Below are 22,642 nucleotides of genomic sequence, written 5' to 3' on the forward strand. Positions count from 1 at the left end.
AGGCGACCCTGAATGTATTAAAGCCCGGCTGACATGCGTGGCATGTTATGAACCGTGCCATCCCCAACTTTGATGCCCAGCTTCGCGGCAACTTTTTTAGCAATAATTTCAATATCAAACGCCGCGGCAGACGCCGGGCTGAATTCAAATATCGATTTCTGTGAGGCGTTAGCTTCAATCACGCTTTCATCGCGGTGAATGATGCCGATCAGTTGCTCACCCAACCGTTCTTCCATAAAGGCGGTCACGTCACGGCTGATTTGTCGGCGGCTATCGCTTTGGTTAACAACAAAAAAATGACCATGCTTGTGGTTTAGCGCTTCACCGGTTAGCCGGTTGTTTTCCACATGCGGTAAGAGTGACATTGAGGCCGTGTCGGCCAGTAGCGTCACCAGATGAATATCAGCCAGCGACGTCATGGCTTTCAGGGCTGCGGACGGGCCAGGAGGGAAATCGGCAACGATAATCAGCCCAGGGTAGTTCAGTAAGGTGCCCAGGCCGCGAGCTAAAAAATGCTCATCGTTCGTCAATTTATCTTCGAATTCAACGCGCTGCTGTTCGGTGACTTCGCCATAGGGCAGCACGAACATATTGCTGCCCGCGCCCAGCACATGCTGACTCCAGTCGAAGGACTCGGATGATTTGCCAACATAGCCGCGCTCATCGGAGAGCGGCACACCAAAATGCAGACGCAGCGCATTCTGCACGTCGAAATCAATCGCTAATACTTTACTGCCTGCACGCGCTAACGCATAAGTCAGGTTAGCCGCGAGAGTTGTTTTACCCACGCCTCCCTTGGGGGAGCAGACGCAAATTAACGGCATGAAGCAATCCTTTCCAGCAATGATTTTAAGGGCTGATCTTTCTCTTCTTTTTCAGCTTTACCCGGAATGTCGGCGGTTTTAGGCGCGAAGAGCCGAGAGTAGTTCACCGCGTCACTCGTCGCGGCGGGTGCGGAGGGTCTTGAGACAGGCGCGGCCTGAGGAACCGGTGGCGCAATGGCTGGTGCCGGTTGTGGTTGAATCACGGCCTGTGGTGCGCTTTCCGCAACGGCTTCAGGTTCAGCCTGCGGCGTCATTTGCGCCGTGACGCTTTGCATAATCGAAGCTGAACGTGTCTCATGCGGCACATCAACGTGTGCAACGGCGCGCGCAGGCGGAACATCATGCGGAACAAAAACATCGGGAGAAACGGGCTGCGGGACAATTTGCGAGACAGACCCGCCCATCGCCAACGTGGTTTCTTTTTCTGTGGACGGTGAGAGCTGATCAAGGATCGCCCAGTCACCGCGCTCGCTGGCAGCGGTTTGCGCAGAAAGATCTTTGAAGTCGAGACTTTGCGTACGCGTTTTGTCCTTAAACCGCTGCAAATCATCATAATGGTTCATAGTAACCCCATGATTCACAAATATATTACGACAGTAACTTGCTGTTTTATACGGAGTCCATCCAATTACAGCATAGTGTATTTTGTTAAAATGCGAACGCTTACCCAGTGAGCAAATTAATTGCCATAAGCAACTATTAAGTACGGGTTTAATGTTAATTAAGAGCAGGCTTTATTGAGCGCAATATTCACCTGGAATTTGATGTACCGCCATCTTTTTTTAGGTCCAGCTTCGGCTTAGTGTTTTGTACTTTTTATTTCGCTGGTAAGCAATAGAACATTCTGCGTAACTAATAATTTGCAATACAGTACGACGCCTTAGGATAAATCGTAGGCCTAATCCTTTTGAGGGATTTTCAGCGGCAGCAATTTTTACACATTAATTGAAATTTATTGTTACATTTAATCAATTAACCGCAGGTAATATTGCAGAGCTATAAAAAAACCGGAGAGAGTCTCCGGTTTGTCCTTAAGGATATATCAGGGGCTAAGCCAGCGGCTTCTCACCATTTTCATCCTGATCCACCGCAAAACACGCCACCAGCTGCCCACCGTACTCTTTCAGCTGTGGCTGCAACTGCGTGCAAGGCCCGAAACGACGACGGCAACGTGCGTTAAACGCACATCCCGGAGGCGGATTCAGCGGGCTTGGCAGCTCGCCGGTGAGCTTGATACGCTCACGGCGCTCATCCGGATTCAGACGTGGCGTAGCAGAGAGCAGCGCCTGGGTATACGGGTGACGAGGATTGTTGAAGATCTGATCCTTGGTACCTTTCTCCACACAGCGGCCGAGGTACATCACCATCACTTCATCAGCAATGTGCTCTACCACCGACAGGTCGTGGGAGATGAACACGTACGACAGCCCCATATCCTGCTGCAAATCCATCATCAGGTTCAGCACCTGCGCGCGCACGGAAACGTCCAGCGCGGAGACAGGTTCATCGGCAATCACCACGTCCGGGTCAAGCATCAGACCACGAGCGATAGCGATACGCTGGCGCTGACCACCAGAGAACATGTGCGGATAGCGGTCGTAATGCTCTGCTTTCAGGCCGACTTTCGCCATCATCGCCAGCACTTTTTCCTTGCGCTCTGCCTTGCTCAGTGTGGTGTTGATTTGCAGCGGCTCTTCAAGAATCTGGCTGACTTTCTTACGCGGGTTCAGGGAGCCGTACGGGTTCTGGAACACGATCTGGATCTTCTGGCGGCGCAGTTTTTCCGCGCTGACATCAGGCTTGAGCAAATCTTGCCCCTGATAATAGAGCTCACCACCGGTCGGCACTTCAATCATGGTCAGCAGGCGGCCGAGTGTGGATTTCCCACAGCCGGATTCACCGACGACGGCCAGCGTTTTGCCACGTTCCAGCGTGAAGGAAACGCCGTCCAGTGCTTTCACCAGGCGTTCCGGGGCGAAAATCCCCTTCTTCACCGGATAGTGTTTTTTCAGGTCGATTGCCTGCAACAGCGGCTGCTGCGAGGTGGCCTCGTGCGTACTCATAGTGTCGGCCTCCCGGCATCATCGAGGGGGAAGTGGCATTTAGACTGACGTCCGTTATCCACCAGGTTCAGTTCAGGTTCAACGCTGCGGCATTTGTCCGTCGCATACGGGCAGCGTGGGTTGAGGAGACAACCGTTCGGACGGTCATATTTCCCCGGCACCACGCCCGGCAGCGAGGCCAGACGCGCTTTATCTTGCGCAAACTCCGGCAGCGCACGAAGCAATGCCTGAGTATAAGGATGACGCGGAGCACGGAAAATATCCTGCGCCGCGCCCGTTTCAACCACCTGACCTGCATACATCACGATGATTTTATGGGCCGCTTCGGCGACCAGCGCCAGATCGTGAGTGATCAGCACCAGCGCCATGTTCTCTTTCTGCTGAAGCTCCAGCAGCAGCTCGATGATCTGCGCCTGAATGGTCACATCCAGTGCCGTCGTCGGCTCATCGGCAATCAGCAGCTTCGGACGGCAGGCAATCGCCATCGCAATCATCACGCGCTGGCTCATCCCACCGGAAAGCTGGTGCGGATAGACGTCGAGACGCGATGCCGGATCGGGAATGCCCACCAGGTTCAGCAAATCAATCGCACGCTGGCGACGGGTTTTCTTGTTTCCCCCCTGATGCACCTTGATGGCTTCCATAATCTGGTAGCCCACGGTGTAGCAAGGGTTCAGGCTGGTCATCGGGTCCTGGAAAATCATCGCCACTTCCGCACCCACCAGCTGGCGGCGCTCTTTTTCGGAAATGCGTTGTAAATCGCGACCGTTAAATTCCAGTTTTTCAGCCATCACGCGGCCGGGGTAATCAATCAGCCCCATGATAGCCAGCGAGCTCACGGACTTACCGGAGCCGGATTCGCCCACGATGCCGACCACTTCGCCTTGCTTAACGCTGTAACTGATGCGGTCTACGGCACGGAACGGGGTGCCTTCGTCACCGAAGTGCACCGATAATTTATCTACATTTAATAACGCCATCTCGTGCCTCTTACTGCTTCAGTTTCGGATCCAGCGCGTCGCGCAGACCGTCGCCCATCAGGTTAAATGCCAGCACCGTCAGCAGGATAGCGAGACCCGGGAAGGTCACGACCCACCAGGCGCTCTGCGCGAACTGCAACACGTCGGAGAGCATGGTGCCCCACTCCGGTGTTGGCGGCTGCGCACCCATGCCAAGGAAGCCAAGAGCGGCCATATCGAGAATGGCGTTCGAGAAACCGAGCGACGCCTGAACAATCAGCGGCGCAAGGCAGTTCGGGAAGATATTGATGAACATCTGGCGCACCGCACCGGCACCCGCCACGCGGGAAGCCGTCACGTAATCGCGGTTCACTTCCACCAGCACCGCCGCACGCGTCAGACGCACGTAGTGAGGTAGGGCGACGAAGGTCAGCGCCAGCGCGGCGTTCCCTATCGACGGGCCAAAAATAGCCACCAGCACCAGAGCCAGCAGCAGACTTGGCAACGCCAGCATGATATCGACGATACGCATGATGATGTTATCAACGATGCCGCCGAAGTAACCCGCGACCAGGCCGAGGACAATCCCCAGCACCAGCGACAGCACAACAACCAGGCAGCCAACCAGCAGTGACAGACGCGCGCCGTACATCAGACGCGAAAGCACATCGCGACCCACGTCGTCGGTACCGAGCAGATGCGACAGCGTGCCGCCTTCCTGCCAGAACGGCGGGACTAAAAGTGAATCACGGAACTGATCCGCCGGGTTATAAGGCGCAATCCAGTTGGCGAAGATGGCGATGAACATCACCACCACCACATACACCAGCCCAACTACCGCGCCTTTGTTACGTTTGAAATAGTGCCAGAACTCCTGCAGCGGGGTCATGGGCACCGGAGCAGTAACTTTAGTTTCAGTGACTTGTGACATGATGGCCCCTTACTTCTTATGTCGAATACGCGGGTTCACCACGCCGTACAGCAGGTCGACCAGCAGGTTGACGAGGATAATCATCGTCGCCACCAGCAGCACCCCGCCCTGCACCACCGGATAGTCACGGCGTTGCAACGCATCAATCAGCCAGCGTCCAAGACCCGGCCAGGAGAAGATGGTTTCAGTCAGGATCGCGCCCGCCAGCAGCGTGCCGACCTGCAAACCGATAACCGTCACCACCGGCAGCATCGCGTTACGCAGCGCATGGACGATGATCACGCGCATACGCGTCAGCCCTTTGGCGCGCGCCGTACGAATGTAGTCTTCGCCCAGCACTTCGAGCATCGCCGAACGGGTCATACGTACAATCACCGCCAGCGGGATGGTGCCGAGCACGACCGCAGGCAGCACCATGTGCGCCAGCGCGTCAATAAAGTCGCCCGGTTCGCCCCAGATGGCGGTATCAATCAGCATGAAGCCGGTTAACGGCAGCGTGTCATCGAGGAACACTGAATCGCTGATTCGCCCGGACACCGGCGCGAGGTTCAGCTGCACAGAGACCAGCATAATCAGCATCATGCCCCACCAGAAGATAGGCATGGAGTAACCGGTCAGTGCCAAGCCGACAGCGGTATGGTCGAAGATGGAACCGCGTTTAACGGCCGCCAGCACGCCAACGGGAATGCCGACAGCGACGGCAAAAATCATGGCGCAGACGCCGAGTTCCAGCGTCGCTTTAAAGCGAGGCACGAACTCGTCCCACACCGGCAGGCGGCTCTTCAGCGAAATCCCTAAATCGCCATGAAGCACACCCCAGACATAGTTGAGATATTGCTGCCACATCGGCTTATCCAGGCCTAAAGCGGCCAGAAGCTCGGCGTGACGCTCAGGGGAGATACCACGCTCACCTGCCATGATCAGCACCGGGTCGCCGGGGATCATATGGACGAAGGCAAAAGTGAGGAGGGTGATACCGATAAAGGTCGGGATGACTAATCCCAGACGTCGGAGGATGAACTGCAACATAACACGTACTCTCTCTAAAGACGCTCAGCCTGGAACTGCTCGTCTGTATTGCTCACAACTGCCGGGTGGCGCTGCCGCTTACCTGGCCTACTTGTGTAGGCCCGCGCAAGCAGAGCGCCGCCGGGCATAAGGGCACCTGAGTGCCCCTTACATTTTTAATTATTCGACAGAGACGTTTTCGAAGTGGTGTTTGCCCAACGGATCCACCACATAGCCTTTGACTTCTTTACGCACTGGCTCGTAAACGGTGGAGTGAGCGATGATCAGCGCCGGAGCCTGGTCATGCATCACTACCTGAGCCTGTTTGTACAGTTCAACACGCTTGTTGTGATCGTCGGTCGCACGCGCCGGTTGAATCAGGTCTTCAAACGGCTTGTAGCACCAGCGAGAGTAGTTGGAACCGTCTTTCGCCGCCGCGCAGCTGAACAGGGTCGCGAAGAAGTTATCCGGATCCCCATTGTCGCCAGTCCAGCCCATCATTACAGACTGATGCTCGCCAGCTTTCGCACGCTTCAGGTACTCGCCCCACTCGTAGGTCACGATGTTGGCTTTCACACCGACTTTCGCCCAGTCAGCCTGAATCATCTCAGCCATACGGCGAGCGTTCGGGTTGTAAGGACGCTGAACCGGCATCGCCCACAGGTCGATGGTAAAGCCGTCTGCGTGGCCCGCTTCTTTCAGCAGCGCTTTGGCTTTCTCTGGATCGTAGATGTAATCCTTCACATCGTCGTTATAGCCCCACATGGTTGGTGGGATCAGGTTTTTCGCGGCAACGCCTGCGCCCTGATAAACGGCTTTGATGATCGCCTCTTTGTTCACCGCATAGGTCAGCGCCTGGCGAACTTTCACTTCATCCAGCGGCTTCTTCTCGGTGTTGAAGGAGAGGTAACCCACGTTCAGACCCGCCTGAGACAGCAGGTTGATGTTCTTGTCCTGCTTCATGCGAGCGATGTCAGCCGGGTTCGGGTATGGCATAACCTGGCATTCGTTTTTCTGCAGTTTGGCGTAACGCACGGAAGCATCTGGAGTGATGGAGAAGACCAGACGGTCAATCTGTGGCTTGGTGCCCCAGTAGCCCGGGAACGCTTTGTACAGAATGCGGGAGTCTTTCTGGTACTGCAGCAGCTGGAACGGACCGGTACCGATTGGGTTCAGGTCAACTTTCTCCGGCGTACCGGCTTTCAGCATGTTGTCAGCATATTCTTTGGAGAGAATGGACGCGAAGTCCATCGCCAGATCCGCAAGGAACGGCGCTTCCGGGCGAGTCAGCACGAACTGAACGGTGTTATCGTCCACTTTCTTCACTTCACTGATCAGATCCGGCAGACCCATGCCTTCGAAGTACTCATAGCTGCCGCCAGAGACTTTGTGGTACGGGTTTTTGTCATTCTTCTGACGATCGAAGGAGAAGACGATGTCGTCAGCATTCAGATCGCGAGTCGGTTTGAAATCTTTGTTGTCCTGCCACTTCACACCTGAACGAAGGTGGAAAGTGTAGGTTTTGCCATCGGCGCTAACGTCCCATTTCTCTGCCAGGCCAGGAATGATTTCCGTAGTCCCGGTTTTGAATTCAACCAGACGGTTATAAATTGGAACAGAGCTGGCATCGTAAGTGGTACCAGAGGTGAAGAGCTGTGGGTTAAAGCCTTCCGGCGAGCCTTCAGAACAGTAAACCAGGGTTTTGGCCTGCACGCTTGCCGCTACAGTCAGTGCCACCAGGCTAAGACCAAGCTTCAGCATCCCTGACTTTTTCAAGGAAATACTCATTATTCTGCTCCAAATGTGATGTTTGTTTGTTGTGTTTTCCGCCAGGCCTTTATTTGTTTTTTACCCGGTCTGGTCGGTAGTGCCCGAAGGCGTTAAAAGGGTTGGAGATTCCTTTCAGAAGAGCGACTGAGTTGCAGCGCAGATTCTCCCTGAAATGCCCCTCATGCCCTACAATCTGTCAACAAGATGTGCAAACGTCAATACAGGTAACCAGGATTTACGTCAGGGGTGAGAATTAACAAACAAAGATTTAAAAAAGTTCATCGCCCTGTTTTCAGCAGGGAAATTTATGCTACGCGCATAACAGCAGCACAATCATCTTCACACTTTGCAATAACCAGTGATTAACAATTGTGCAAAATGACAAAAAATTCTTGCGAGATGGCGATAATCTGAGCGATTAATAGCGTGAACGTTAAAACGCACAGCGGAATATCCTGAAGATATGGGCAAACTTCGCCAAAAAAGTGTTCTCAAAATATAGAAAAAAACAATGAAGAAGCTCCCAAATATCAACAAAACACGTTTCTGACGGGCTGAAGGCAATAAAATTAATTTTCGCTCGCTGCATCCATCTTCCCGCCGCCTTCGTCTCTTGATGCGAAGGGCCAATGTTGGCCCCTCAGCATAAGGAGATCCCCATGAAGAAAATCACGCTCGCCGCCCTGCTCACCTTCAGCGCGTTCAGCATTCACGCCGCCGAAGTCACTACGCGCAGCACCCCGCTCGGCGAGATCTACACCAACAGCGAGGGCATGACCCTCTATACCTTTGATAAAGACCGGGAGAACCTCTCCGTCTGCTATGACGACTGCGCCAAACGCTGGCCGCCAATCGTCATCAATGCCAATACCAAACTGATGCCGCCGTTTGGTTCTGCTCCGCGCCGAGATGGTAAGCTCCAGTTGACCTGGAATAAGATGCCGCTCTATCTCTGGTATAAGGACAAAGCGCCGGGAGAAACCACCGGAGATGGCGTTAACGGCGTGTGGCATATCGTCCCGGCGGGGAAATAAGGCATCACGTGACTATCGACAAGGAAGAGATCCGTCTGCTCTTGTCGCGGATAGCGCTGCGGGACCGCAGCGCTTTCGCCACTCTCTATCGGCAGACCAGCGGGTATCTCTATACCCGTATCGTGCAGATCGTCGGCGATAAGGCCATCGCTGCCGATTTACTCCAGGAAGGCTATACCAAGCTGTGGCGTGGAGACCTGCCGTGGCCGGTTGATGCTCCCTGGGCCTGGCTGTGCCAGCTGATGCGCAACCTTGCGCTCGACCACCAGCGCTGCCACGCCCGCCGTCAGGAAAGCGTCCTGCCTGAACGCTGGGGAGAGACGCCGTTCGAGGAGCCGCCAGAAGCCGATCCCCGGCTGGCAAACTGCCTGCGCCGTCTCGAAGCAGGCAAACGTAACGCTATCGTGCTGGCCTGGTATTACGGCTTCCCGCATCCTGAAATCGCCCGCCACCTCAGCGCCCCGCAGGGTACGATCAAGTCATGGATCCGCCGGGGACTCCAGGAGCTGAAACAATGTCTCGGCAGATAACCCCGGCGCGCTATGCGCGACCTGAAGTACGCGATCATCTGGCTGGCCACTACCTTCTCGGGCTACTTTCCCGACGAGTAAGCCGCAGGTTTGAACAACTGCTGGCGCGCGATCCCTCTCTGTGGCTCGAAATAGAGCGCTGGCAGGAGAGGCTTCCCGACCCTTCTCCGCCGTTCAGACATCCGCCTGCCCGCGTATGGCGTCATTTGCAGATGATAAGCGAAGGGAAAAATCCGCCTGGTGCGATCAGGCGATGGATGTGGAACAGCGGCTGGCTGGCGCTCGGGGCGATGATGATGTTCCTGAGCCTGACGCCACTCACCCCGTCGATAAAGCCCGTCAGCTATCTGGCAATGATGTCCTCCGCAGAGTGTCACGACTGCTTCGTCCTGATGGCCTTTCAGGGTGATAAACCGGGCAAATCCAGCATTCGGGTGCAGTATGGCGAACAAAGCCCTGCCGCGCTGGAAGGTGCCAGCCTGTGGATGAGAGATAAAACCAGCGGCGAACTGATCTATCTGGCCCCGATGGCTCAACTCGGGACGCAGCGCTATCTCACCCCGGGCGAGTGGAATCAGTTAAAAAACAGCGATGAGCTGGTGGTGAAACAGGAAGGGCAGACGCTGTTTAGCGGCAGGTGTATTACGCTGTAGCGGGATGGCTTTTCAAATGTGGTCGGCGCTCGCCACTGCGTGGCTCGCCCTGCGGGCCGTTGCTGAAGCAACGTTGTCTCGCTTCGCTCGACTCGAACCTCCTTCCCCGGAGCTTCTCATCCTCATTGGCTCGAAAGCAAAAAGGCCTGCTCAAAGAGCAGGCCTTTCGAATGTGGTCGGCGAGAGAGGATTCGAACCTCCGACCCACTGGTCCCAAACCAGTTGCGCTACCAAGCTGCGCTACTCGCCGAATGCGGAGCGCATCTTACTGCTGTGATGCTACCCCGTCAATCCCTTTTAGCCAAAAGCAATGCCAGTCGGCGAGAAACTCGCCAGCTGTTACTGAGCTTTTGCCGGAACGTGACACCAGTTGCTGTTTTCGTTGATCCCGCCGTTTGGCGAGGTGTACCCCAGACAGCCCATAATGGTGTCGTACAGCTCCACATGACGACGCGGCACCTTCATTTCAGCCTGTTGCTTCAGGTGCTGGAAAGCTTGTTCGTTGGCTGGATTGGCCAGATATTTATCCGACATCCACACCAGCATTGGCACGCGGAACTGCTCTGGCGGCGCGAGTTTGCGCGGGGTGCCGTGCAGGTGCTCTCTCTCATTGATTGACTCGCCGTGGTCTGCGGCATAGAACACGATGGCTTTCTTATCTCTCAGCTGGTCCAGCACCTTGCTGATAAAGGTATCTACATACAGCACAGAGTTGTCATAGGCGTTGATCAGCTCCTGTTTGCTGCATTGCCCGTTAATCCCCACGCACTCCGGTTGCCATTTGGCAAAATCACGGGTGTAGCGCTGGTAGTAGCTGTAGTGCGACCCTTTGGTATGCAGAATAATCAGGTGCTTACCCTTAGGATGGCCTTCCAGCGAGAGAGACATCTCATTAAGCAACAGCATGTCGTCCACGTCTTTGCCACGGTTACGCGGCTCGGCACCAATCTGCTCGCGGTAGGCGATGTTATCCGCCATGGTGTTGCTGTAGAACCACATCTCGCTCTGCATCGCGAACAGGTCAGAGCTAAAGCCAAGCTGCTTGAGCACCGCAAACACGTTCTGTTCTTTCAGCGTACGCTGCGGATTATCATCTGCCCCGCCCTGACGCACGAACATGCAGCGCAACGAGAGTTTGGTCGCGGTATCACACGAATAACCGCGGTAAGCCACCAGATTTTTCTCCTGGGCCAGCTTCGGCGTGGTGTCGCGGTCGTAACCCAGAATCCCCATATGATCCCAGCGCGTGGTTTCGCCGATGATAAACACCACATAGGTATCATCCAGCTCGTGACCCGGCGCCACATAGGTAAATTTCTTGGCCGGATTGATCAGAGATTTGTTATCCGAAGATTCATCGACTTGCGCCCAGGCATACAGCCCCAACGCGGAAAGCCAGTTTGAAGGCAAGTACGAGTTCGCCACCACGCCGCCATAACTCGGCATATCCACCCCGGTGGCTTTTTCGATTCTCTTCTGCTGCTTTTCCATCAAGCGAATCGGAGCCCAAACCAAAAGGCCCGCCATCAGCACAACGGCAATGTTACGTACACGCTGCCCGCGAGTGCGAAGCTGGCGCAGCAAGGTGTAGCGGCAACGGTTACTCCAGATGAAAACCAGCGGCGGAATGCTGGACAACACGGTCCACATCATAAAGCCCTGACCCACAACCTCTTTGGAGAGATCAACATCGGTGGTCATGACGGACGCCACAATCCCGTAGCCAATGACCACGTTCATGAAAGTCATGTAGTAACTGGCCGCGGCGGAAATGATCACCACCAGCGAAGCCATCACTTGCCAGCCTCGACGGCCGAAAAGCGACAACAGGCGAAGCAGGAAGAAGGCGGCGAGGAAGGAGCCGAACACCTCAATGAGGGCAAAAATTCCATTTCTTACCGTGAGGTGTTCAAGGTAGACCTCAACGCGACGGACTAAAACAGCACCATTGAGAAACAGGCCGATATAAGCAGCAAGGAACAGACAAAGCCTTTGCTGCGTCAGCGATTTTATGTAATTCATGCAAACAAAACCCTGGAGAAGGGAAAATCAAAAAACCGACTTCGTTGCCGGAATGACAACAAGCAGATTAAGTTATTGCGTCAGAAACGGTTATCAGAAACGTCTTTAAGCGCGACAAGTAGACCATAGCGCAGAAGAAAAGTGTCAGCAGGAAGTGTGATCCGGGCAATATTTACAAAATTAATCACCCGGATAGTCTTATTGGCTGGAGTAATAAATTACAGCGTCGCCTTAAGCATGTGCCTGTTGCAGCACTTCGCGTTTTGGCTGGCGAATCGTGGTAGACAGCGCTAAAGAGAGGATCAGCAGGGCGAAAATCACGCAGAAGGTGACGTAGAACCCGCCGAACAGCGAGGCAATGATAGAACCACAGATGCTGCCAATCCCAAAGCCGAGGTAAATCACACCGTAGTTTTTCGCCAGATTATTCAGGCCAAAGAACTCGCTCACCAGCGACGGGAACACGGTGATGGTGCCGCCAAAGTTGAAGGCCACGCAGGCAATCGCCGCGAAGAAGCTTGTCGCATTTAACGGCGCAAACAGCAGAGCAGCCATGCCGACCAGAGAAATCACCTGACCAAGGGTGATCACCCGGATACGAGCAATTTTGTCGGACAGAATGCCCAGCACCAGGCGTCCGCTCAGGTTGGCGATGGAAATCACCGTGACGGCGTTTGCCGCAGTCATCACATCCAGATGAACCATGCCCTGCGCGATATCTTTCGCCACGCCAATCACATACAGCCCGCTCATACAGGCGGTGAGGAACATCACAGCCAGCATCCAGTATTGGGGTTTGCGCATTGACTGCGCCAGGGTGAAATCACGCGCCACGGTACCATTGGCGGTTTTCACTTCCTGCAGCGGGGCATCTTTCATCAGCGTCGCGCCAAAGACAATCATGACCAGCACAATCGCGCCCCAGATAACAAACGTCTTCTCAAGCCCTACGCTTGCCAGCAAATGGCTGTCGATAAACTTAAACCCGAGGCTACCCAGGCCATAAGCGCCGATTGAAAACGCCGAGATAAGCCCTTTACGTTCCGGGAACCACTTCACGCAGTTGGACAGCGTCAACAAATATCCTGCGCCATCCGCCAGCCCTACCAGCAGGCCCGCGCTGAGCCACAGCATCATCAGGTTGTTCGCATGCGCCGTCAGGAAGAAGCCGACGCCGAGCAAAATACCGGAGGCCATCGTGACGCGCTTCACGCCAAATCGCTCCTGCAACTTACCGGCCACGGAAGAAGAAAGCGCCAGACCAAGGCTTAACAGGCCGAAGGAAAAAGCGACCTGGCTGACGGGCTCACCGAGCTTGTCGGAGAGTGCGCCGTTAAACAGGCTCCAGGTATAAACCGAACCCAGCGCAAACTGGGTAATAATGGTGCCAACCAAAGTCAGCCAGCGGGTAGAGGGGCGAATTGCAGCGTTCATAGCAGAGGTGCCTTATGAAGATTAACTGCTGCTTAAAATAACGAAGTGCATTTCATGTCGGGTTAAAAAAGGCATGAACTGCCGCCAGCGCGGAATGAAATGCACTGAGAACGGAATGAATAGCATTGCCAGAAAATGAAAGAGAGATAAGTTAGCGGTTACTATCGCCGAAAACGGCGCGTTAATTGTAAATTTAACGTAAAACGAATGTATTCCCTGAACGGAAGAATGTTAAAAACGAGCGCTGACACCCATGATGTAAAGCGTGTTGGTCCCTTCGCTAATAGTGTCCGCCTGTGACAGCGAGGCATACGCCGCAACATGCTGGGTCAACAGCATATCGGCCCCCACGGTGACATCTGTCCAGCTGCCATCCTGCGCAGAAGTGGGCGTGCGATTCAGACCAGACTGTGATTTCCACTGGTTCTCGCCGAACTGCTGGTTGTAGCTGATTTGCGCCCAGGGATGCACGCCCCACAAGGGCTGAGCATCAAAACGCCATCCCAACGAGCTCACGCTGGCGTGCCACATCGGATCAGTGAGTGCGGTGGTGCTGGTGCCGCTGTCGCCAAATTCGTTCCACATTGAGGTGGCCGAACCGTCATAATGCCAGCTTGCCACCGGCCCGGTAGAGAACATCGCGCTGAGTGGAATGTTCCAGCCCACGCTAAGCGTGCGTGTCGTCTCTGTCGGTGTTTCATAGGGAGTATTCATCGCCACACCGGGCTGAGGTTGCGACGCGCTGATGCGCTCCGCGAGAATATCATCGTAACGCGGTTGGTGATCGCTATCCCAGGTATAACGTTCCGGCGTATTACTTTGTGGGTCAGTAACGATATATTCCTGTTGCCAGGCAAATGCGGATGTCGCGAAAGACATCCCGACAAAAACAGAAACCGGGTAGACCATACCCCGGAAGCCATTGCATCTCTTAACTCTCATTATTGCGACTCCGAAAGAGCCGAATCCGGCATTGTTGTTATGATTTTTTTACGCACTGCGTATTACTAAATATTGTCATTTTATTTCTGTCGTCAAGGCAGGTTGAACATTTCTTCATCGACATCAAAAAAGTGGGAGAACAGGATGGAACGTTGCGGTTGGGTCAGTCAGGACCCGCTTTATATTGCCTACCACGACAGCGAATGGGGTGTGCCTCAGCGGGATAACCAGCAGCTGTTTGAAATGATCTGCCTTGAAGGCCAGCAGGCCGGACTGTCATGGATCACGGTGCTGAAGAAACGTGAAAATTATCGCGAGGCTTTCCACCATTTTGATCCGATAAAAGTCGCGGCGATGACCGAAGAAGATGTGGAGAACCTGGTGCAAAATGCCGGAATTATCCGCCACCGTGGGAAAATTCAGGCCATTATTGGTAACGCAAAAGCCTTTCTGGAAATGGAAGCCCGAGGCGAATCCTTCAATGATTTCGTCTGGTCGTTTGTGGAGAACAAGCCACAGCTGAACCGGGTTGCCGCGCTGTCAGACGTTCCCGTGAGCACGCCCGCGTCTGATGCGCTCTCTAAAGCCCTGAAAAAACGCGGCTTCAAATTTGTCGGCTCCACCATTTGCTACTCCTTTATGCAGGCGTGCGGTCTGGTTAACGATCACGTCAGCACCTGTTTCTGCTACCCGGGAGGTGGAGATGATCCACAAGTGGCAAAGTCGTGATACCCGGCCTCTCCTGAAGCTGTGGCTTGAAAGCACTATCTTCGCCCACCCTTTTATTGAGGAGCGCTACTGGTACGAAAGCGAACCGATTGTACGCGATGTGTATCTACCCTCGGCGCAAACCTGGGTGTGGGAAGAAGATGAGGTGGTGAAGGGCTTTGTCAGCGTGATGGATCAGCGTTTTGTCGGCGCGCTGTTTGTGGCCCCCGACAACATCGGGCAAGGCATCGGCCGGGCACTGCTCGCGTGGGTCTGCGAGCGCTACCCGGATTTAAGCCTTGAGGTGTACCAGAAGAACAGCCGGGCGGTGAACTTCTACCATGCGCAGGGTTTTCGTATTGAAGACAGCGCATGGCAGGATGAAACCCGGCAGCCGACCTGGATTATGCGTTGGCAGGCGGATCGAATGCTGTGAGCGGCAACGCCGGGCCGTTGTACTTCTCCAGCCACACCAGCGCCGTATTGCCCGCGCAGCCATTCCCCAGCTTCGAGCTGGGGAGATCTTTGGTCAGTACGTTGACCGCCCCATTTTTGCAGATGCCCCCGGCCTGCAAATCCAGGTCCGGCCACGCGCCTTCGTGCAGACAAATCACGCCAGAGCGAATGCCTTCCGTCACCACGGCTCCCGCCAGCACTTGTCCACGGCCATTCCATACCCGCACCAAATCACCGTCAGCAATGCCACGTTCCGCAGCATCCTGAGGATGCAACGTCAGCGGTTCACGCCCGGCAACCGCGTAACGCTCGCGCAAAGCGGTGTAATTAAGCTGACTGTGCAAGCGATGCGCCGGATGCGCTGACAGCAACTGAAGCTGCCCCGCCTGAGCATTACCATGCCACTCGTCTGGCTCCAGCCACGTCGCATGCCCCGGACAATCTGCATAGCCGAAGCCAGCGATGCGCCGGGAGAAAATTTCGATTTTGCCGCTGTCGGTTTTTAACGGATTCGCCTGCGGATCTTCACGGAATGCGGCAAAGCGAACGAACTGCGCGTTTTGCTCGCTCTGGGGCATTTCGATAAGCTCGTTGGCCTGCCAGAACTCGCTGAACGGCGGCAGAGTCACCTGCTGGCTGGCCCCGCGCTGCCCGGCAATCTCATAAAACGTCTCCAGCCATTCGAGGTCGCTTTTGCCTTCGGTAAAGCGCTCGCGCCCGCCCTCTTCCCAGCGTTCGCTCAGTTCGGCGAAGACTTCCCAGTCATCACGCGCTTCGTCGCGCGGCGGCACAACGCGTTTCATCGGCACCAGATGCTGGTTGCTGTAATCGCCGGTCATGGTCAAATCATTGCGCTCAAACGACGTTGTCGCGGGCAGCACGATATCCGCATGGCGAGCGGCTGCGGTCCAGAAGCACTCAGAAATCACCACCAGCTCCGGCTTTTGCCAGGCGCGGATCAGACGATTGGTATCCTGATGATGCGTGAAGTTTGCTCCGCCCGCCCACCAGACAAAGCGTATATCAGGGAAGTGCCGGTCCATCCCGTTGTGCTGATAAGGTGCGCCTGGGTTTTCCAGCGCTTCAACAATGCGTGCCACCGGGATTTTATCCACCGCATCCGTGCCACCTGCCACGCTGCCCTGCATCGAGGCCAGCACTGCGGAACGACGCGTCGGGTTGCCGCCGTTGGCAAAGTGATAAGAGAGGCCGAACCCGCCGCCCGGCGTCCCGATTTGCCCGAGCATGGCGGCAAGCGTCACCAGCATCCAGTGTTTTTGCTCGCCAAACTGCTGGCGCTGCATACCCCAACCGGACATCAGCATGGTGGTGTTTTCGTGGAATATTTTCGCCAGCTCGCGAATTTTCTCTGCGTTAATGCCGCAAATATCCGCCGCCCAGTCGGCCGTTTTTGCCACGCCGTCGCGTTCCCCCGTCAGGTATTCGGCAAAATGCTCATAGCCTGTCGTGCATCGCGCGAGGAAATCAGTATCGTGCCAGCCGTTTTCCACCAGCGTATGGGCGATGCCGAGCATCAATGCCACGTCGGTACCCATATGCGGGGCGATCCACTCCATTGATTCACCGAAAAACTCGACCGTTTCTGATCGCATGGGATCGATACAGATCAGCTTCTTGCCGCTTTTTCGCAACTGGTCGAAATAAGGAATGCCCTGTTCGTCAGAGGCATTCCACGCAATTTTCAAGGTATTGAGCGGGTTGGCGCTCCACAGCACCACCACGTCGGTGTGCTCCAGAATCAGCGGCCAGCTGGTTTGCTGCTGGTATACCTCGTTGCCGCCCACGACATAAGGCATGATGGCCTGAGCCGCGCCGGTAGAATAGTCACCAAGATGCCCGGTATAGCCGCCCGCGAGGCTCATGTAGCGCTGTAACAGCGTGGCGGCTTTATGCAGCACGCCGTTGGAACGCCAGCCGTAAGAACCCGCAAAAATCGAAGAAGGCCCGTAGGTTTCGCGAATACGCTGATGCTGTGAGTGAATCAGATTCAGCGCATCATCCCAGCTCACCCGCACAAACTCATCCTGCCCACGCACGCCCTGTGGATCGGCTGGTGAAGCCAGAAAACCCTTACGCACCATGGGATAGCGCACACGCGTCTTGCTGTGAACCTGGTCACGCACCACGCTTTGCAGCGAGTTCTCAAAGGTGCCCGCCAAAGCGCCACGGGAAGAAAGCACCGTGTCGCCATCGGTTTCAACCAGCATTGGCCCCCAGTGGGCCGCGGTCAGAATGGTTTTTGTTGCAGATGAATTGGCCAAAACAGGCTCCCGGTTAACTGATGCAGGTGTTGCGACGGCGTTTTTGTCACTGCCGTTCGATTTATTTACAAATTTATAAAAAGCTTTTGGAATTTTCATCACTTTCCCGCGTCATAATCAACCGCCACGGACGCCGTGGCAAAGAATAAAAAGGATTAAGGAAAGAAGATGAAAAAACGCGTAATCATGATTGCCGCTATGGTAAGCGGCGCGCTGGCTCTGTCAGGCTGTACGACGAACCCTTATACCGGTGAGCGCGAAGCCGGTAAATCCGGCATTGGCGCAGGCATTGGCGCCCTGGCCGGGGCCGGTATCGGCATGCTCTCGTCGTCGAAGAAAGACCGTGGCAAAGGCGCGCTGATTGGCGCAGCAGCAGGTGCTGCCGTCGGCGGTGGCGTCGGTTATTACATGGACGTGCAGGAAGCGAAACTGCGTGAAAAAATGCAGGGCACCGGCGTCAGCGTTACGCGTAATGGCGACAGCATCGTGCTCAACATGCCAAATAACGTCACCTTTGACAGCAGCAGCGCGAACCTGAAACCGGCAGGAGCTAACACTCTGACGGGCGTGGCAATGGTGCTGAAAGAGTATGAGAAAACCGCCGTGAACGTGGTCGGCTACACCGACAGCACCGGCAGCCAGGACCTGAACATGCGCCTGTCTCAGCAGCGTGCTGAATCGGTCGCCAGCTCGCTCATCACTCAGGGCGTATCAGCCAACCGTATTCGTACCACCGGCATGGGCCCGGCGAATCCTATCGCCAGCAACAGCACCGCCGAAGGCAAAGCACAGAACCGTCGTGTAGAAATCACGCTGACTCCACTGTCTTAAGCCGCTTTACCCCACCGGGCGAGCACTCGCCCGGTAGCTTCCCGCCCAAAATCAGGGCTGGTGCATCTTATCTTCCTGTGGCTAACTGATTACAAAGCCTGCTAATCAATGGAGATAAGTTGAATGAAGCCGTCCGTTGTACTCTATAAAACGCTACCTGACGATCTACTGCAACGTCTGCAAAATCACTTCACCGTCACCCAGGTTTCCGATCTCCATCCCAATACCGTCCTCGCCCACGCAAAGGCATTTTCTGAGGCTGAAGGCCTGCTTGGCTCCAGTGAAACCGTCGGGCCCGAATTGCTGGAAAAAATGCCTGCTCTGCGGGCAACCTCGACCATTTCCGTGGGCTACGACAATTTTGATGTGGATGCGCTGAATGCCCGTAAAGTTCTGCTGATGCACACCCCAACGGCGCTGACTGAAACCGTCGCCGATACCCTGATGGCACTGATTCTGAGCAGTGCGCGTCGCGTTGTGGAAGTAGCTGAACGCGTGAAAAAAGGCGAATGGACCCAGGGCATCGGCCCGGACTGGTTTGGCACGGATGTGCACCATAAAACCATCGGCATCGTTGGGATGGGGCGCATCGGCCTGGCGCTGGCGCAACGCGCGCACTTGGGCTTCGGCATGCCGGTGCTCTATAACGCACGTCGCCAGCATAAAGAAGCAGAAGAGCGCTTCAACGCACGCCATTGCTCGCTGGACACCCTGTTACAGGAAGCCGATTTTGTCTGTTCCATCCTGCCGTTAACGGACGAAACCCGGCATCTTTTTGGCGCAGAGCAATTCAGCAAAATGAAAAAGTCCGCCATTTTCATCAACGCCGGACGCGGCCCGGTGGTGGACGAGCAGGCACTGATTACTGCGCTGAAGAACGGCGACATTCATGCCGCAGGGCTGGATGTCTTTGAGCAGGAACCGCTGCCGGTCTCTTCTAAACTGCTGAAAATGCCAAACGTGGTGGCGCTGCCGCATATTGGCTCCGCGACGCATGAGACGCGCTATAATATGGCGGCCACTGCGGTGGATAACCTGATTGCGGCACTTGACGGGAAAGTCGAGAAGAACTGCGTGAATCCGCAAGTTCTTTAGAATGTGTGGAATATCGTCGGGCGGCACTTCGTTTGCCCGACCTACAACGTTTTGTAGGCCGGGTCAGGCCGGCAATCAGGATCAACGCGTGGCGTTAACCGCTGCGCTCCAGGCCTGATTAAATGCCTGGTGCTGAGAAGCCAATGGGCCAATCAGCTGATTGTACTGGCTGGCTTGCTGAGACGTCGGGAACTGAATGCCGTTCGCGACGAAGCTCACCTGAGTCCCTTGCTGGGCGACGAAATCCCCCACCTGAACCAGTTGCTGAGTGAAAATCTGCGCGGCGGGGATCAGGGGCTGCAGGGCGTTCGCTGGCAGCGTCACCACTTTGTTGTACACCTGATCAAACACCGGTTTCAGATCTTCATTCTGCTTCAGCGCTGAGTGCGCAGCATCCGCCTGCATTTTGGCGTTTTCCAGCTGCTGGCTCAGTACACCGAGCGAGCCGTTTGCCTGACGCAGCGGTTCACGCTGAGTCATGTAGTCCTGCGGCACGCGAATGGTGTTCACGCTATCAACCACGGGACGCAGACCTGCATCCATCGCCTGGCTCACCTGCTGTGAATAACCATAGATGACGGCGTAATCGGACACGAACGGGCCAAATTGTTTTTTCTGATCGGTGGTCAGCGTCGGCAGACGTTCGCCACTACGCATCACGGTATTCTGCAAAAAGTCGATAAACGCTTTACGCTGATCGCCTTCTTTATCGAAACACCCACTCAGGCTAACAACCATCAATAACGCCGCAACAGGCGCAAACCAGCGAGAGCAGGACTTTCCTGTCGCCATTTTATTACTCCTTCAACCAAAAAAAGCGCAAACGGGCACACACGTGCCTGACGGCTACAAGGATAGTCGACGCAAGCCTCGCAGGATAGCCTTTCCTGCATTCCGGGCGGGAAAAATCGTGAGCGATCCCTCTCCGCCAGCATGTTAAGTATTTGTTGCATGCATCACAATTACGGCGCGATCCCTTTTCCGGAAGCGAAAACCTAAGCTAATGAATTAACGTATTTTAATTCATTGAATCAGCAGAGGCCTTCGCCCGCCGTACGATTATCGCACGCTTCCGCCCGTGAGCACGTTGTCGAAAAAGCACTCTGGTGGTTTGATTAAATGAACGATTAACGGATATCCGTTCGATAATCGCACATTTTACCTCCCAGGAATCGAGACATGACAAAGACAACAACCGATATCCAGGCCTTTATCAACGACCACCCGTTCACAAAGTACCAGTGGATGATCCTCGTGCTGTGCTTTATTACGGTGGCGATGGACGGCTTCGACACCGCCATTATTGGCTTTATTGCTTCAGACCTCGTCCAGGAGTGGGGCGTACAGAAATCGGCCCTCGGCCCGGTGATGAGCGCCGCGCTGGTTGGTCTCGCCGTTGGCGCGCTGACCGCAGGCCCGATGGCGGACAAAATTGGCCGCAAAAAAGTGCTGATCCTCTCCATCATCGTGTTCGGGAGCTTCAGCCTGCTGACCGCTGCCGCCACCAGCCTCAATCAGCTGACCCTGCTGCGCTTCCTCACCGGCCTTGGCCTCGGTGCCGCCATGCCGAATGCCGCAACGCTGATGAGCGAATATGCCCCCGAGCGTCGCCGCGCCCTGATGGTGAACCTGATGTTCGTCGGCTTCCCGATTGGCTCTTCCCTCGGCGGGTTTATCTCGGCGTGGCTTATTCCGCATTACGGCTGGCAAAGCGTGCTGATCCTCGGCGGTGTCATGCCGCTGGCGATGTCCGTGGTGCTGATTTTCCTGCTGCCAGAATCGGTGCGGTATCTGGTGGCGAAAAACAAATCCCAGCAGCAGGTCGCCGCCATCTTGAAACGCATTGCGCCACTTCCCGCAGAGACCCGCTTCGTGCTGCATGAAGCAGGCGATGTGCAGGAGAAATCCGCGCTGGGCGTGATTTTCTCCCCGCGTTACCTCGTGGGTACCGTGATGCTGTGCCTCACCTACTTCATGGGCCTGCTGATTTTCTACCTGCTGACCAGCTGGCTGCCGCTGCTCATCCGTGAAACAGGCGCCTCCATGAGCCAGGCTTCTGTGGTGACGGCGTTGTTCCCGTTAGGCGGCGGTATTGGCGTGCTGGTGCTGGGCTGGCTGATGGATAAATTTAACCCCAACAAGGTGGTTGCAGTGGGTTGGCTCCTGACAGGCATCTTTGTTTGCCTGGTCGGCTTCTCCACCAGCAGCCTGGTGCTGATGGGCGTGATGGTGTTTATCGCGGGCAGCATCATGAATGGCGCACAGTCCTCCATGCCTGCACTGGCGGCAGGGTTCTACCCAACACAAGGACGAGCCACAGGCGTCGCGTGGATGCTCGGCATCGGCCGTTTCGGCGGGATTTTGGGCGCGTTCAGCGGTGCCTTCCTGATGCAGGCCCAGCTGTCGTTTGAGACCATCTTCGGCCTGCTGGCCATTCCGGCGCTGCTTTCTGCCTGCGCGTTGATGATCAAATACGTTGCCACCCGACCAGGCCGGGTTGCCCAGGGGAATGCCAACGAACTGGCGAAAACTACCCAGAAAGCCTGATAGCGGAACGGCGGGTGCCCTGCCCGCCCTTTCTCATTTTTTTACTAACGATTTACAAAAAAAGCGCTGAACAAGTTTCCCTTTCTTTTATCAAATAATTAGTCCTGCCTGCGCGGCTGCTGAAACGCATCAGGAAAAATATATCGCACGAATAATCACTCCCGTAACGATCCCTCACCCGTTTTACTGACTATTCTTAATGAGCTTCACCATAATAACGATCCCTCAGACCTTCCAGAGGAGTTCTCAATGGAATATAAAGATCCGATGTTTGAACTGCTGAGCAGTCTGGAACAAATTGTTTTTAAAGATGATTCAAAGAGTTTTACCCTGACCCAGAAGCCCACAGCCTTTACCGAGTTTGAGCAACTGCGTAAAGGCTCCGGCCTGAAAGTTGAAGACTTTGCCCGAGCCATGGGGGTGAGCGTGGCGATGGTGCAGGAGTGGGAATCGCGACGAGAGAAACCGTCACCCACCGAGCTCAGACTGATGCGCCTGTTGCAGGCGAATCCGGTTATCAGCCAACAGCTTATCGAATGACAGCATTTTTTCA

Annotated in this window: 21 protein-coding genes, 1 tRNA gene and 1 other RNA gene; 9 read left to right on the forward strand and 14 right to left on the reverse strand. The window is 55.2% G+C overall.

Annotation, left to right across the window (positions count from 1 at the left end; genetic code table 11):
* Positions 1-17: 17 nt before the first annotated feature.
* The 7 genes from bcsQ to dppA form a co-directional block, all read right to left on the reverse strand.
* Entirely contained in the window at positions 18-824 is an 807-nt protein-coding gene (gene bcsQ / locus ACRCWW_RS20570; protein ID WP_438684056.1) for a cellulose biosynthesis protein BcsQ, read from the reverse strand.
* Entirely contained in the window at positions 815-1,387 is a 573-nt protein-coding gene (bcsO, locus tag ACRCWW_RS20575; RefSeq protein WP_438684057.1) for a cellulose biosynthesis protein BcsO, read from the reverse strand. Before bcsO ends, bcsQ begins: the two co-directional genes overlap by 10 nt.
* A 486-nt stretch (positions 1,388-1,873) precedes the next feature.
* The gene (gene dppF, locus ACRCWW_RS20580; RefSeq protein WP_330984746.1) at positions 1,874-2,887 is read right to left on the reverse strand and encodes a dipeptide ABC transporter ATP-binding subunit DppF; all 1,014 of its coding nucleotides are present in this window, start codon (positions 2,885-2,887) and stop codon (positions 1,874-1,876) included.
* Positions 2,884-3,867 carry a dipeptide ABC transporter ATP-binding protein gene (gene dppD / locus ACRCWW_RS20585; RefSeq protein ID WP_438684058.1) on the reverse strand — a complete coding sequence of 328 codons (984 nt, stop codon included), beginning with the start codon at positions 3,865-3,867 and terminating at the stop codon, positions 2,884-2,886. The genes dppF and dppD overlap by 4 nt, the downstream gene beginning before the upstream one ends.
* Before the next feature lie 10 nt (positions 3,868-3,877).
* Positions 3,878-4,777, reverse strand: a complete 900-nt coding sequence (dppC, locus tag ACRCWW_RS20590) for a dipeptide ABC transporter permease DppC (RefSeq protein WP_438684059.1) — start codon at positions 4,775-4,777, stop codon at positions 3,878-3,880.
* A 9-nt stretch (positions 4,778-4,786) separates the two neighbouring features.
* Complete coding sequence (dppB, locus tag ACRCWW_RS20595; RefSeq protein WP_438684060.1) at positions 4,787-5,806, reverse strand: dipeptide ABC transporter permease DppB; 1,020 nt, start codon at positions 5,804-5,806, stop codon at positions 4,787-4,789.
* Positions 5,807-5,965: 159 nt separating this feature from the next.
* Entirely contained in the window at positions 5,966-7,573 is a 1,608-nt protein-coding gene (dppA, locus tag ACRCWW_RS20600; protein ID WP_438684061.1) for a dipeptide ABC transporter periplasmic-binding protein DppA, read from the reverse strand.
* 641 nt (positions 7,574-8,214) lie between these two features.
* Between dppA and ACRCWW_RS20605 the strand changes: the two genes are divergently transcribed.
* Genes ACRCWW_RS20605 through ACRCWW_RS20615 form a run of 3 tightly spaced genes read left to right on the forward strand, consistent with a single transcriptional unit; the run spans position 8,215 to position 9,772 of the window.
* The gene (locus tag ACRCWW_RS20605) at positions 8,215-8,589 is read left to right on the forward strand and encodes a COG4315 family predicted lipoprotein (RefSeq protein ID WP_438684062.1); all 375 of its coding nucleotides are present in this window, start codon (positions 8,215-8,217) and stop codon (positions 8,587-8,589) included.
* A gap of 8 nt (positions 8,590-8,597) precedes the next feature.
* Positions 8,598-9,119 carry an RNA polymerase sigma factor gene (locus ACRCWW_RS20610; protein ID WP_438684063.1) on the forward strand — a complete coding sequence of 174 codons (522 nt, stop codon included), beginning with the start codon at positions 8,598-8,600 and terminating at the stop codon, positions 9,117-9,119.
* A complete protein-coding gene (locus tag ACRCWW_RS20615; protein ID WP_438684064.1) occupies positions 9,104-9,772 on the forward strand; it encodes a hypothetical protein in 669 nt (222 codons plus the stop codon). Before ACRCWW_RS20610 ends, ACRCWW_RS20615 begins: the two co-directional genes overlap by 16 nt.
* A 6-nt stretch (positions 9,773-9,778) precedes the next feature.
* Here ACRCWW_RS20615 and ACRCWW_RS20620 read toward each other — a convergent pair.
* The 5 genes from ACRCWW_RS20620 to ACRCWW_RS20640 form a co-directional block, all read right to left on the reverse strand.
* Positions 9,779-9,913, reverse strand: a non-coding RNA gene (locus ACRCWW_RS20620) — RtT sRNA.
* Between the two features lie 32 nt (positions 9,914-9,945).
* Positions 9,946-10,022, reverse strand: a tRNA-Pro gene (locus ACRCWW_RS20625).
* 89 nt (positions 10,023-10,111) lie between these two features.
* Positions 10,112-11,794: a kdo(2)-lipid A phosphoethanolamine 7''-transferase gene (eptB, locus tag ACRCWW_RS20630; protein ID WP_438684065.1), complete on the reverse strand. Its 1,683-nt coding sequence runs from the start codon at positions 11,792-11,794 to the stop codon at positions 10,112-10,114.
* A gap of 231 nt (positions 11,795-12,025) precedes the next feature.
* Complete coding sequence (locus ACRCWW_RS20635) at positions 12,026-13,228, reverse strand: L-lactate MFS transporter (protein ID WP_438684066.1); 1,203 nt, start codon at positions 13,226-13,228, stop codon at positions 12,026-12,028.
* A gap of 231 nt (positions 13,229-13,459) precedes the next feature.
* Positions 13,460-14,137 (reverse strand): autotransporter domain-containing protein, encoded by a 678-nt coding sequence (locus ACRCWW_RS20640; protein ID WP_438684067.1) that lies wholly within the window; start codon positions 14,135-14,137, stop codon positions 13,460-13,462.
* Between the two features lie 177 nt (positions 14,138-14,314).
* On the opposite strand from ACRCWW_RS20640, the gene tag reads away from it, so the two are divergent.
* The gene (tag, locus tag ACRCWW_RS20645; protein ID WP_438684068.1) at positions 14,315-14,899 is read left to right on the forward strand and encodes a DNA-3-methyladenine glycosylase I; all 585 of its coding nucleotides are present in this window, start codon (positions 14,315-14,317) and stop codon (positions 14,897-14,899) included.
* On the forward strand, positions 14,874-15,314 hold the full coding sequence (locus ACRCWW_RS20650) for an N-acetyltransferase (RefSeq protein ID WP_438684069.1): 441 nt from the start codon (positions 14,874-14,876) through the stop codon (positions 15,312-15,314). Before tag ends, ACRCWW_RS20650 begins: the two co-directional genes overlap by 26 nt.
* On the opposite strand, the gene ACRCWW_RS20655 is transcribed toward ACRCWW_RS20650, so the two are convergent.
* Positions 15,283-17,616: a molybdopterin guanine dinucleotide-containing S/N-oxide reductase gene (locus ACRCWW_RS20655; protein ID WP_438684070.1), complete on the reverse strand. Its 2,334-nt coding sequence runs from the start codon at positions 17,614-17,616 to the stop codon at positions 15,283-15,285. The two genes, ACRCWW_RS20650 and ACRCWW_RS20655, sit on opposite strands and share 32 nt — an antisense overlap.
* Positions 17,617-17,784: 168 nt before the next feature.
* Here ACRCWW_RS20655 and ACRCWW_RS20660 point away from each other — a divergent pair, with 168 nt between their 5' ends.
* On the forward strand, positions 17,785-18,447 hold the full coding sequence (locus tag ACRCWW_RS20660) for an OmpA family lipoprotein (protein WP_438684071.1): 663 nt from the start codon (positions 17,785-17,787) through the stop codon (positions 18,445-18,447).
* A 123-nt stretch (positions 18,448-18,570) separates the two neighbouring features.
* Positions 18,571-19,542 carry a glyoxylate/hydroxypyruvate reductase GhrB gene (gene ghrB / locus ACRCWW_RS20665; protein ID WP_438684072.1) on the forward strand — a complete coding sequence of 324 codons (972 nt, stop codon included), beginning with the start codon at positions 18,571-18,573 and terminating at the stop codon, positions 19,540-19,542.
* A gap of 81 nt (positions 19,543-19,623) precedes the next feature.
* On the opposite strand, the gene ACRCWW_RS20670 is transcribed toward ghrB, so the two are convergent.
* Positions 19,624-20,334, reverse strand: coding sequence for a DUF3053 domain-containing protein (locus tag ACRCWW_RS20670; RefSeq protein WP_330984765.1), 711 nt, complete (start codon positions 20,332-20,334; stop codon positions 19,624-19,626).
* 387 nt (positions 20,335-20,721) lie between these two features.
* Here ACRCWW_RS20670 and ACRCWW_RS20675 point away from each other — a divergent pair, with 387 nt between their 5' ends.
* Positions 20,722-22,089, forward strand: a complete 1,368-nt coding sequence (locus tag ACRCWW_RS20675) for an MFS transporter (protein WP_438684073.1) — start codon at positions 20,722-20,724, stop codon at positions 22,087-22,089.
* 249 nt (positions 22,090-22,338) lie between these two features.
* Positions 22,339-22,629 (forward strand): HTH-type transcriptional regulator, encoded by a 291-nt coding sequence (locus tag ACRCWW_RS20680; protein WP_438684074.1) that lies wholly within the window; start codon positions 22,339-22,341, stop codon positions 22,627-22,629.
* The last annotated feature ends 13 nt before the right edge of the window (positions 22,630-22,642 follow it).

The sequence above is a fragment of the Scandinavium sp. genome (assembly GCF_051650185.1).
In the GTDB taxonomy this organism is placed as follows: Bacteria; Pseudomonadota; Gammaproteobacteria; order Enterobacterales; family Enterobacteriaceae; genus Scandinavium.